This is a genomic window from Gramella jeungdoensis, assembly GCF_023805255.1.
In the GTDB taxonomy this organism is placed as follows: Bacteria; Bacteroidota; Bacteroidia; order Flavobacteriales; family Flavobacteriaceae; genus Christiangramia; species Christiangramia jeungdoensis.
On the sequence record NZ_JAMSCK010000005.1, the window covers coordinates 169,182 to 181,876 of the forward strand.

General features: G+C 39.7%; 7 protein-coding genes. 3 read left to right on the top strand and 4 right to left on the bottom strand.

The annotated features are described in order from the left end of the window. The first annotated feature begins 8 nt into the window (after positions 1 to 8). From NE848_RS14155 to NE848_RS14165, 3 genes are all read left to right on the top strand, one after another. Entirely contained in the window at positions 9 to 698 is a 690-nt protein-coding gene (locus tag NE848_RS14155) for an LOG family protein (protein WP_252114752.1), read from the top strand. 78 nt (positions 699 to 776) lie between these two features. Continuing rightward, the gene (locus NE848_RS14160) at positions 777 to 3,587 is read left to right on the top strand and encodes a gluzincin family metallopeptidase (RefSeq protein WP_252114754.1); all 2,811 of its coding nucleotides are present in this window, start codon (positions 777 to 779) and stop codon (positions 3,585 to 3,587) included. A 193-nt stretch (positions 3,588 to 3,780) separates the two neighbouring features. After that, on the top strand, positions 3,781 to 6,180 hold the full coding sequence (locus NE848_RS14165; RefSeq protein ID WP_252114756.1) for an alpha-ketoacid dehydrogenase subunit alpha/beta: 2,400 nt from the start codon (positions 3,781 to 3,783) through the stop codon (positions 6,178 to 6,180). A 133-nt stretch (positions 6,181 to 6,313) separates the two neighbouring features. On the opposite strand, the gene NE848_RS14170 is transcribed toward NE848_RS14165, so the two are convergent. The 4 genes from NE848_RS14170 to NE848_RS14185 all read right to left on the bottom strand — a co-directional run bounded on the left by NE848_RS14170 (position 6,314) and on the right by NE848_RS14185 (position 12,506). After that, a complete protein-coding gene (locus NE848_RS14170) occupies positions 6,314 to 7,153 on the bottom strand; it encodes a 1,4-dihydroxy-2-naphthoyl-CoA synthase (protein WP_252114758.1) in 840 nt (279 codons plus the stop codon). A gap of 94 nt (positions 7,154 to 7,247) precedes the next feature. Continuing rightward, positions 7,248 to 7,652: a DUF2059 domain-containing protein gene (locus NE848_RS14175; protein ID WP_252114760.1), complete on the bottom strand. Its 405-nt coding sequence runs from the start codon at positions 7,650 to 7,652 to the stop codon at positions 7,248 to 7,250. Between the two features lie 226 nt (positions 7,653 to 7,878). After that, a complete protein-coding gene (locus NE848_RS14180; RefSeq protein ID WP_252114762.1) occupies positions 7,879 to 9,360 on the bottom strand; it encodes a SusD/RagB family nutrient-binding outer membrane lipoprotein in 1,482 nt (493 codons plus the stop codon). An 11-nt stretch (positions 9,361 to 9,371) separates the two neighbouring features. Further along, a complete protein-coding gene (locus NE848_RS14185; RefSeq protein WP_252114764.1) occupies positions 9,372 to 12,506 on the bottom strand; it encodes a SusC/RagA family TonB-linked outer membrane protein in 3,135 nt (1,044 codons plus the stop codon). Between the last annotated feature and the right edge of the window lie 189 nt (positions 12,507 to 12,695).

Sequence of the window (12,695 nt, forward strand, 5' to 3'; positions counted from 1 at the left end):
CCTGAAAAATGATAAGAAGTAACAGAAACAAGGCCTGGAACGAGATCAAAACCAATGATTCCTGGGCGATATTTAAAATAATGGGGGAATTCGTAAATGGTTACGAAAAACTTAGTCAGATAGGCCCCTGTGTATCGATCTTTGGTTCGGCGAGAACAAAGCCCGATATGAAATACTATAAACTCGCAGAAAAAGTTGCAAAAAAGATCGTAGACCATGGCTATGGCGTGATTACCGGGGGTGGTCCCGGGATTATGGAAGCCGGTAATAAAGGTGCTCACCTGGCCGGTGGAACTTCTGTTGGACTGAACATTGATCTTCCATTTGAACAACATGACAATCCCTACATAGACAACGATAAAAGCCTGGATTTCGACTACTTTTTTGTAAGGAAAGTAATGTTCGTGAAATACTCTCAGGGTTTTGTGGTCATGCCCGGAGGTTTCGGGACTCTGGATGAGCTTTTTGAAGCGATCACCCTTATCCAGACCCATAAGATCGATAAATTCCCTATAATTCTTGTGGGAACCGAGTTTTGGGGTGGACTGGTGGACTGGATAAAAACCACTCTACTTGACAACTTCAAAAACATTAGCGAAGGGGATATAGACCTAGTACAAGTGGTGGATACTGAAGATGAAGTGATCGAAATTCTCGACAAATTCTACGAAGAATACAACCTAAGTCCTAATTTCTAGTTAATGGCCTTATTGAAGGTATTAAACTTTGATTATATTTAGCCCTGATAGCTTATCAGTACTAAATTCATATACTCGTTGAGATACCTTCAGTTTTTCCTGATATTTTTTATTTGTTCGGGATGGCTTTCCGCACAGAATGTCATTAATGTAAATGCACGTTTGATCGACAGTCTGCATACCCTGGAGATAGATCAGGATATCAACTTCATAAATACCGGAAACCGGGAGCTTGTAAGTATTTACCTTAACGACTGGAACAATGCGTTCAGCAACAAATCCTCTGCCCTGGCAAAACGCTTCGCCGAAGATTATGCAAGGCGTTTTCATTTTGCAAAAGAGGAAGAACGGGGTAATACTTCCATAGATTATATTAAAAACAGTCGGGATAGCGACCTGGAATGGGACAGGCCGGGTAATGTTCCCGACCTGGTTAGAGTTAATCTTAAAGAGCCTCTTGCTCCTGGCGACTCCCTGAAGATCAAGTTAAAGTATAGACTAAAGATTCCTGATGATAAGTTTACCCGGTATGGAATAGATCAGGATGGGAACTATAAGTTAAGATACTGGTACATGGTACCCGCACCCCTTGATAATGGGTGGAAATTATATAATCACAAAGATCTGGGATTGCAATATGTAAAACCTTACGACATCTTTGTTTCCCTTGATATCCCTACTGAATTTTACGCTGCATCTGGACTTGATCTAGTAAGAACTGAGACAAGACAGGGCTACAAGAACATCACTTTTCGTGGAGAAGATCGGGTAGATAGCAAAATGTATATTACCAGGTCATATATTTTTGAATCCATAAGTGCCAATTCCAACCAGGTAATTACAAATATTGAGGATGAAGGCATTCAATTTGACATTAAAAATACCATCCTCGAGCGGGCTGTAGGTTTTTTACATGAAAGACTAGGCGAATACCCTCATTACAACATCTTTGTAACCCAGGAAGATTATCAAAAAAATCCCATTTATGGCCTTAATCAGTTACCTGGTTTCATAAGACCCTTTCCTGATGGATTCCAGTACGATATAAAGCTTTTTAAAACGATTACAAGTAATTATCTTCAGAATACCATTCTGATCAATCCACGAACGGAGAAATGGGTTACCGATGCCATTATGATCTCACTTATGATGGATTATGTTGATACTTACTATCCAAAAATGAAGCTAATAGGCAGCTTAAGTAAGGTCATCGGGATTAGATGGTTCCATGCCGCCGATCTGGAATTTAATGATCAGTACCAGTTTCTATATATGAATATGGCCAGGCTTAATCTTGACCAGCCACTTATTACCAGCCAGGATTCTCTTGTAAAGTTTAACAAGAATATTGCGAATGCATACAAGGCAGGGGTTGGCTTAAAATATGTCGAAGATTTCCTGGGAGACCAGTCGGTAAAAGAATCAATTTCTGAATTCTATTCTACCTACAAACTGGAACCAGTGACAGATGAAGATTTTGCCGAAATTCTTAAAAAGAATGCACATAAAGATATAGAGTGGTTCTTTAATGAATATGTTGGCACAAATAAAAAGATAGATTTCAAGATAGATGAGGTTGAAAAAAGGTCGGATTCTTTAAAGGTGACAATAAAGAACCTTAGAAATAACGATATGCCGGTTAGCCTGTATGGGCTTAGGGATGGTGAAGTGGTATATAAAACATGGGTGGAAAAGGTTCGTGACACTAAACGAGTTGTGATTCCAAGGGATAGTATTCAACGACTGGCGCTCAATTATGAACAGGAGATTCCTGAATTCAATCAGCGGAACAACTATGCAGGCGTTACAAAATTGCTGGATAAACCAATACAGTTCAGGTTACTTCAGGATGTGGAAGATCCCAGATACCACCAGGTTTTCTTTATGCCTGAGTTTGAATACAACCTTTATGATGGGATAGCGGTAGGCCCTAAACTTTATAATAAAACAGTACTTAGTAAGACTTTTAATTTTGCCATATCACCCAAATACGGGTTCAATAGTAAAACAGTGGTGGGATCAGCTGCCTTCTTTAATACACACCAGTTTGAGAATAAAGAGCTATACGCGATTTCGTATGGAATAAGCGGTACACGTTTTTCTTATGGCTATGATCTATTCTACGAAAAATTCACTCCTTACCTGGCATTTGGCTTCAGGAACTCTTACTTAAGAAGTAATGAAAGGCAAAGATTACTTATAAGGAACGTTCATGTTCAGAGAGATGAGAACCCTGAAGTTCCTTTACCTCAGCCAGATTATAATGTTTTCAATGTAAAGTATGCTTACAGCAACCCTAATTTTCTTAAACATTTAACTGCTTCGGTCGATTACCAGCTTTCTGATAAATTCAGTAAAATGTCTGTGAGTGCCGAATATCGCAAACTCTTTAAAAACAACAGGCAGATAAATTTCAGGTTTTTTGCCGGTACATTTTTATATAATGACGTAAGGAGTAACGACTACTTCAGCTTTGCCCTTGACAGGCCTACAGATTATCTTTTTGATTATAAATATTACGGAAGAAGCGAAGGCAGTGGATTGTTCAGCCAACAAATTATCATGGCCGAGGGTGGTTTTAAATCTCAGCTCGAACCGGAATTTGCCAATCAATGGCTTACTTCTTTAAACGCAAGTACAAATATCTGGAACTGGATCTATGCATACGGGGATATTGGAATCGTAAAGAATAAAGGAGAAAATGGTAAATTGTTATATGATTCAGGAATAAGAGTTAGCCTTGTACAGGATTATTTTGAAGTATTCTTTCCTGTTTATTCCAGTTTAGGCTGGGAATTAGATGATCCAGATTACGACCAGAAAATAAGGTTTATAGTAGCACTTGACCTCAACACACTTATTAGATTATTTACCCGACGTTGGTATTGATCCATTAAATCCTTATTTTAACCATCAATCACAATTTAATTATTGTCAAGAAAATTATAATAAAGAACTGTTTATTTTAATAATAAATAATAAATAAAGGTTAAAATTATATTATTATCAATTTTAAAGCGAAAATTTGAATTGTATTTAATCATACTTTTCGTTACATTTGTTACCATCCAAAAACATGTTCATGCAAAGCGAAACACAAACTGAAAATTCAATTTCATTTGATGAGTTCAAATCTCAGATCCTTGAAGATTACAGGACTGCCGTTACAAGCAGGGAATGCAGTCTTTTAGGCCGCAGAGAAGTACTTACCGGGAAGGCGAAGTTTGGAATATTTGGTGATGGAAAGGAAGTGCCGCAGCTAGCCATGGCAAAAGCCTATAAGAATGGTGATTTCAGGTCTGGTTATTATCGTGACCAGACTTTTATGATGGCCATTAATGAGCTTACTCCCGAACAGTTTTTTGCCGGACTTTATGCCGATACTGATATGGAAAATGAACCCATGTCTGCCGGAAGGCAAATGGGTGGCCATTTCATGACACATAGCATTGATGAGAACGGAGAATGGAAAAATTTGATGGAACAGAAGAATTCCAGCGCCGACATCTCTCCTACTGCAGGACAAATGCCTCGTTTACTGGGTCTCGCCCAGGCTTCTAAGATATACAGAAATGTAGAAGGTATTGATGCCGAGAAATTCAGTGATAATGGTAACGAAGTGGCCTGGGGAACTATTGGTAACGCCAGTACAAGTGAAGGTCATTTTTGGGAAACTGTTAATGCTGCCGGGGTTTTACAGGTACCAATGGTATTAAGCGTTTGGGATGATGAATATGGAATTTCAGTACCTGCTAAACATCAGACTACCAAAGAAAATATTTCTGAGATCCTCAAAGGTTTTCAAAGAGATGAAGATAATGAGGGCTATGAGATCATGGTCGTTGAAGGTTGGGATTATCCCCGATTGATAGATACTTATGAGAAAGCAAGTGAAATTGCCAGAAAAGAGCATTGCCCAGTTCTGATCCATGTAATAGAATTAACTCAGCCGCAGGGGCATTCAACCTCTGGTTCTCACGAACGATATAAGTCTGAAGAAAGACTGAAATGGGAAAGAGAACATGATTGTAATCTGAAACTCAGAAACTGGATCATTGAGAACGATTTTGCCACTTCAGAACAGCTTGATGATCTTGAGAAGCAGATAAAAAAAGAAGTACGTGGTGCCAAACAAAAAGCCTGGAGTGCTTATTTGCAACCCACTATCAGTAAACAGAAAGAATTGGTTCAGCTTCTGGAAAGTGCTGCTTCTTCAAGTGCTAATTCAAACTTCATAAACTCAATTAAAAAAGAGGTTTCAGGTAACAGGGAGCCATTGAAAAAAGACCTTGTATCTGCTGCCAGAAGAAGTCTGAGATATCTGATTGGTGAAGAAACCTCTGAAAAGAACAGCCTTATTACCTGGCTTGAATCTTATGTAGAACAGACTAATGAAGAATATAGCTCACTTCTTTATATAGAAGAAGATACGAGTACAGAAATTCTTCCTACTTACGATGATGAATCTCAGGAAGTTGATGCCCGAATAATATTAAGAGATAATTTTGACACTATCTTCACTAATCGTCCGGAAACACTGATCTTTGGAGAAGATTCCGGTGAAATAGGTGATGTTAACCAGGGGCTCGAAGGCCTTCAGAAAAAGCACGGTAAGTTCAGAATTTCTGATACAGGGATAAGAGAAGCTACTATAGCCGGACAGGGAATTGGAATGGCGATGAGAGGTCTAAGGCCTATTGCAGAGATCCAGTATCTTGATTATATAATGTACTGCCTTCAAACCCTGAGTGACGACCTGGCTACCCTGCACTATCGTACAAAAGGAAAACAAAAAGCTCCGTTGATAGTGAGAACCCGGGGGCACAGGCTTGAAGGAATATGGCATAGTGGTTCGCAAATGGGCGGCCTGCTAAATCTGCTTAGAGGGATGTATATTCTTGTTCCAAGAAATATGACCAAAGCTGCAGGTTTCTATAATTCACTTCTTGATCTTAATACTCCCGCTCTTATTGTAGAGTGCCTTAACGGGTATCGTTTAAAAGAGAAACTTCCTAACAACCTTGGTGAATTCAAAACCCCTATAGGTTATACTGAAACTGTCCGGGAAGGAAAAGACATTACTTTGGTTTCATATGGTTCCACATTAAGAATAGTAGAAGATGTAGCCAGGGAATTACTTGAGGTTGACATAGATGCTGAAGTAATAGATGTTCAGTCGTTGTTGCCTTTCGATTTGAATCACGATATAGTGAAGAGTGTTGAAAAGACAAACCGACTCCTTGTGATTGACGAAGATGTTCCCGGTGGAGCTTCTTCATTTATCATGCAGAAGATACTTGAGGAGCAAAATGCTTACAGATTTCTAGACAGCAAACCTCAAACGCTAACTGCAAAAGAACATAGACCGGCCTACGGAACCGATGGAGATTATTTTTCAAAACCTTCTCCGGAAGATATTTTTGAAAAAGTGTATTCCATAATGCATGAGACTAATCCTAATAAATATCCGAAACTAAGATAAGCTGGAGTTTCTTAAACTTAAATGAAGAAAAAAGCCATGAAAACGTTTCATGGCTTTTTTTCATTTCCAGATTTTTCCAAATTTAGACATTACAAATTACTGCCTACTGCTAACTGAACACTGCCTATTGAACCTATGGTATCCACTTCTTCTCAAAATTAGGCTTTCTTTTTTCAAGAAACGCGTTTCGGCCTTCTTTAGCTTCATCGGTCATATAGGCTAATCGCGTTGCTTCTCCAGCGAACACCTGCTGTCCTACCATTCCGTCATCGGTAAGATTCATGGCAAATTTCAGCATTTTAATAGATGTTGGCGATTTAGCCAGAATCTCCTGAGCCCACTCGTATGCAGCATCTTCCAGTTCGTCATGAGGTATTACGGCGTTCACCATCCCCATTTCAAAGGCTTCCTGAGCGGAATAGTTTCTTCCCAGAAAGAAGATCTCCCTCGCCTTCTTCTGTCCTACCATTTTTGCCAGATAGGCTGAACCATACCCTGCATCAAAACTGGTGACATCGGCATCGGTTTGCTTAAAGATCGCATGCTCCTTGCTAGCCAGGGTCAGGTCACATACTACATGAAGGCTATGCCCTCCTCCTACTGCCCATCCGGGGACTACAGCAATTACCGCCTTAGGCATAAACCTTATCAGTCTTTGAACTTCAAGGATATTTAATCGGTGATACCCATCTTCACCAACATAGCCCTGGTGTCCCCTGGCTTTTTGATCTCCTCCACTACAAAATGCCCATTTTCCGTCCTTAGACGAAGGTCCTTCTGCTGATAATAATACCACTCCTATAGAAGTGTCTTCATGCGCATCATGAAAGGCATCGAGCAGCTCGGAAGTGGTCTTAGGCCGGAAAGCATTTCTAACATCCGGCCTATTAAATGCTATCCTGGCTACACCATTTGATTTTTTATAAGTAATATCTTCGTATTCCTTAGCTATTTTCCAGTCTATATTTGCCATTGAATTTATTTTTAGTAAAATTAAGATATTCAGGGAAGTTGAGAAAGCAAAAAGCCCGCTTAAGAAAGCGGGCTTTAAAATCAACCAAATTGTTCTATTTTGAATATTTTGCCATGAGTGGCTGAAGTTCCATTCCCCAGGTCTGGCCTAATTCCATTCCTTTCTTGGTAAGCGTAGGAGTTTCGGCAACCAGTTTCTTCCCTACAGGAGTGGCATAAAAATCAAGAATCTTGTCCAGCTCTGCTTCGGTAAAGCTTTCCATGTAAATCTTCGCCATCTTAGAATAAAGATCATTAGTGCTTTCAGCAAGTTCTTTTTTAAAGGCTTCCTGATTTTCCTGCGGCACCATTTTAACCAAAGGATCCATCATGATCTCGAACTGCTGACCCGCAGTCATTTTAATAAGTTTAATGGTCTTTTCTTCAAAAGAATCGTTTTCCTGGGCCGAAAGACTAAGACCAACAAAGGCCATCACGAAAAGGCATACTAGTTTTCTCATTTAAGTATTTTTAATTTTGGAGCAAATTAACTTTTTCAATTAAAACATTCTATCCAAAAGCATATAATTTGAAAAAGGATTTACTCTTATTACTATTTATTTATTAAGCAGAAGACCGCTCAATAAATCAACTTCAAACTATAGAAACCATTATTTCCAAATAAAAACCGGGCAACTTTTAGGTTGCCCGGTATATTTAAACCTTAAGGTTTCTGTATATCATTAATTATTCAGCATCCCACCACACCGGTGTAACGGGTGTCTCCTGATATTGCTGAACCACATCTCCATTTCGGTTAATTTCGGTTGCCGGATAAGTAGCTCTTCTAAACCACTCTCCTTGATATTCCGGATTTTCCCCATCATCTAAGCGGATTGTCAATCCAGTGAATACCTCACTTGAAAAATCATACCTTCTGAAGTCTACCCATGTTTCCGGATTAACGAAGTTATGAATGTACTTCTCTTTCATAATATGATGAAGCATTAAATTATCAGCACCCACGTCAACTACCGGATCATTTATGTATTCTGAGGCATCTACCCCATATTTTGCAAAACTGGCACGAATCCCCTCTAGGTAGGCTTCATATCCTTCCGCAGTCGTACCCATGCTGGTAGGAGTTCCTCCATTTGCCAGGAACTCGGCTTCTGCTTTAATAAACTGAGCTTCACCGTAGGTGATTACCACAATAGGAGCATCTACCCTGGTATAGTAACCTCCATCAGCAAACTGAACATTTGCCGGAGAACCATCCGGAGCAATACCCAGACCACCGCTTACATAACCTTTCCATTCCGTATCATCGGGATTATTAATCTCTCCAAACACCGGTAAACGAGGATCGATTTCCAGGTCTTCGCTTTCAAATGGGTAATAATTTCCATTCATCATGCTTACCAGTTGGCTGGCCAGTTTATTATGAGGGTTCCCTGTATTCCTGGCAAGAATCTCTAATGAATATCTTGGGTTAATATTCCGGTCGTTATAGAACATCTGGAAATCATCGGCATTCGAGGTAAACCCATTTTCAATACTGGTTAGCACTTCCTGAGGAGTAATAACACCTTTATTTACTAAATGGAGCTGATACCTGGCCTTAAGCGTATAAGCCGCCCTCAACCATTTATCGTAATCTCCACCGTAAATAAGATCCTCACTACCCATATTAATATTAGAGTCATCTGGACTTTCAAGTGTAGCTATAGCTCCATCCAGCAATGAGAAAAGCTGGTCATAAGCCTCCTGCTGGGTGTCAAATGCCGGGAAAAGATTATTATCTCCCATGGAGGCTTCAGATAAAGGGATATTATCCCATGTGTCCGCCGCTATCCCAACATTAATCGCTTTTAAAATATCTGCTACAGCAGCATAATGCGGAGCATTCACTTCCGCAGCTTTTTCTTTGATCACCTCTATGTTAGGCAAAGCATATAGATAAATGTCATTCCATAAGCCAGCGGCCGTGGTTTCCCCTGAAGCCTGCCCATTTCGCCCTGTAATATACTGGGTATAATTCCCAAAAGGTAAGCTGGCGGAATATTGCCCTTCCACAGTATGGAAAATAACAGGGGCCAGAAGGTCATTAATTCTAAGCTGATTCTGTTCTACCGCACCGGAAGGCGTATTTACATCAAAATAGTCATCACTACAGGAAAAACTTCCAAATAGTAATACTACACAAATTAGTTTATAAAAAGTTTTCATATCCAATTTTTTTAAAATCCTAATTTAAATCCAATAGAGTAGATCTCTGAAAGCGGAGTGCTCAAACCTGCAAAACCATAGACGTTACTTCCCGCACTATACTGGTTTCCTTCAGGATCATAACCGTCATAAGGAGTCCATATCAAAATATTCTGGACACTTGCCGAAACCGAAAAACTATCAGCTTTTATCGCATTAAGTATGCTTCCACCAAAATTATAACCCAGAGACAGGTTACGAAGTTTTACCCAGGATGCATCCTGAATAAGAATTTCGGCTGCACGATTGTAGGCTGTTGAACTTCTGTAGTAGCTCTCGTCAATAAGTACTTCTTGAGTATTTGGAGTAAAACCACCACTTCCATCATCCATCACTCCATCAAGCACTGTAGTTTGATACCTGAATACGGTCGATTCCAGAATACCATTTCTTATTGAATTCCTTCTTCCGGAATCATACAGATCTCCTCCTTCCTTCCATTCGAAAAGGAAGTCTAAATTGAAACCTTTAAAATTCACCCTATTCCCTAATGAAGCGATGAAGTCTGGAAACGCATTCCCAACTTTCACTCTTTCATCCAGATTAATCACAGGAAGGCCATTTTCATCGATATATCGTTGACCGTTCTCGTATCTCCAGGTGTATCCATAGAGACTACCCAGTTCATCCCCATCACGTATTTCTGAAGTAACCCCTGCAAAACCTGAATCTGCAAAGATCAGAGCCTCGATATCATCCGGTAAAGCCACTACTTCTCCTGTATTGGTAGCGAAGTTCAGATAAGTTTCCCAGGAAAGGTTATCATTATCCAGAATATCATAGGATACAAGTAATTCGTGTCCCCAGGATCTGAATTTACCTGCGTTTCGAACAATACCAGCCAATCCTGTAGAATAGGCAGTTCCAACGGTGAATATCTGATTGTTTACAGTAGTCCTGTAATAAGCGTAATCAAATCTGAGTCGGTTGTCAAAAAACCTGAGATCGGCCCCAACTTCAAAAGACCTGTTTTTTTCAGGCAGAAGCAATGGATCTCCAACGGTAATATCAGACCTGTATCCACCTGTTCCTGCAAAAGGGAAGTTAGAGTCGGCAACAAAATAGCTGCCTACCTGTCCAAACAAAGGCCCTTTACCCACTTCGGCCCAGGAAGCTCTAATTTTACTGAAAGTCAATAGGTCTTCATCGTCATCTATCAAATTATGGAAATCATAGGCCAAACTAACTGATGGATAGAAGAAAGAACGGTTTTCCTTAGGCAATGTAGACACCCAGTCGTTCCTTCCGGTAAGGGTAAGAAATAACTCGTTGTTATAATCGAACTTAAGTTCGCCAAAAACACCAACGTTACGAATCTGATCTTCGGTCTTGTTTCCGAAAATATTAATGGTGTTGCTAATATCATTAATTCCGGGAACATTAAGGTTTTCTCCTCTTATAAAGGAATAATCCCTTTTACTGTCTGAGATCTGATTACCTAAGGTTAGGGAAGTTTTTAGATTATCAGTGAGTTCTGTATTGAAGTTTACGAGAAGGTTTGATTCCAATCCAAGGAAATCATTGTATTGTTCTAATACAAAACCTCCTACCTGACTTCCCACATCAAGATCTGGCGGAACAAACCTGTTCCTGCGGTCGGAATAATTATCCACCTGAGCAGAATAGGTGATATTCATCCAGTCTTTGGGATTCCAGTTTAGCGACACATTCCCTATCCAGCGGTCAACATTATCAATTAACGGACTTTTTTCGAGTAAATATCTCGGGTTATCTATAATTCCAAAAGAATAATTTCGCTGAGTCCCATCGGGGTTTATATAGTCATTGATAGGAAAAGTTGCTGAATAATAAGAAAGTGAACTAAACACAGATTTATCACCACCATTTCCTCGGGCTCCTCCACTATTCGCATAAGTTATAGAGCTATTGATATTAAAATTATCTGTTATTTTATACCCCGCCTTCATCCTTATATTCGTCTTATCGTAATAAGTATTTGGCAATACCCCTTCCTCGCTATCATTACCTACTGAAAAATAATAATTCAGTTTTTCTGTTGCCCCACTTACACTGGCATCAACCTGGGTAAGAATCCCAGTTCTAAAAAGATCATAAGGATCATAAAAACGATCATTGGTGAGATCAATCACCGTTCCATCTTCCTGGGTAAAGGAATCGTCGCTATATCGTGGTCCCCAGGAATAGAAAGATGTTCCACCAAGTCTTGTAAAACCGGTTTCGGTTTCAGGCGTGTAAAGCGTTCGAGGCTCTCCACCAAAGCCTTCCCTGAAAGTTGTCTGAAGCTCGGGGGTTTGAGTTATATCTTTAAAACTGGTGGAAGCAGAAATATTAACTCTTGCTTTTCCCTGTGTTCCTTTTTTGGTTGTAATCACTATCGCTCCGTTGGCTGCTCTTACACCATATAGTGCAGTAGCAGCAGCACCTTTAAGTACGTTGAACGATTCGATATCCTCAGGGTTAAGGTCGGCAGCCCGGTTGGTGAATGAAAATTGCTCAGAACTGCTTGGTGAGTTTGACCCGGCACTTGGACGTACATCTCCGGCAAAGGTCGAATTATCCATGGCCAGACCATCAATAACTATTAAAGGCTGGTTCCCTCTTTGAGGGTTGATAGAGGTGATCCCACGAATAAGGATGTCAATTCCTCCACCCGCAGTACCGGAACTCTGGCTTATCTGAACCCCCGCTACACGGCCCTGTAGCCCCTGAACCGGGTTCGTATTACCTGTAAGGTTTACCTCATCGGCTTCAACTTTGGTAACAGAGTAACCCAGAGATCTGGTTTCTCTTTCAATTCCAAAAGCGGTAACTACAACTTCCCCAAGAGCATTTTGATCCTGAGCAAGAGTCACATCAATTGTTGAATCTGTAACCGGAACTTCTTGAGTAATATATCCAACAAAGGAAAAAACCAAAGTACTGCCCTGAGGGGCGTCAATTGAATACATTCCGTCATAATCGGTGGTAGTACCCTTATTGGTACCTTTAATTTGAATTGTCGCACCAATCATGGGAATGCCATTTTCGTCTATAACTTTACCCTCTACCAGGTTTTCCTGGGCACTCAATATAAAACTGAACAGAGTAAAAAAGACGACAAAAAATGGAGTAAACTTTTTTGTCATAATGAGATTTTTTGGATTAGATGAAAGGTAAATATAAATAAATATAAGTTATTAGTTAAAAAAATGATTAATACTCAGAAATGGGTAGATGAAATTAATCTTTTATAAAATCCTCAATCTCATTTTCCTACATTCATAAAATTTTTAAAATGTAACCCGGTATAATTAAAATTTATTCTGCTTCTAAAT

Excerpts from the sequence above, each read along its gene's own strand:
- NE848_RS14185 (WP_252114764.1), bottom strand. The coding sequence starts at position 12,506 with ATGACAAAAAAGTTTACTCCATTTTTTGTCGTCTTTTTTACTCTGTTC.
- NE848_RS14155 (WP_252114752.1), top strand. The coding sequence starts at position 9 with ATGATAAGAAGTAACAGAAACAAGGCCTGGAACGAGATCAAAACCAAT.
- NE848_RS14165 (WP_252114756.1), top strand. The coding sequence starts at position 3,781 with ATGCAAAGCGAAACACAAACTGAAAATTCAATTTCATTTGATGAGTTC.
- NE848_RS14170 (WP_252114758.1), bottom strand. The coding sequence starts at position 7,153 with ATGGCAAATATAGACTGGAAAATAGCTAAGGAATACGAAGATATTACT.
- NE848_RS14180 (WP_252114762.1), bottom strand. The coding sequence starts at position 9,360 with ATGAAAACTTTTTATAAACTAATTTGTGTAGTATTACTATTTGGAAGT.
- NE848_RS14175 (WP_252114760.1), bottom strand. The coding sequence starts at position 7,652 with ATGAGAAAACTAGTATGCCTTTTCGTGATGGCCTTTGTTGGTCTTAGT.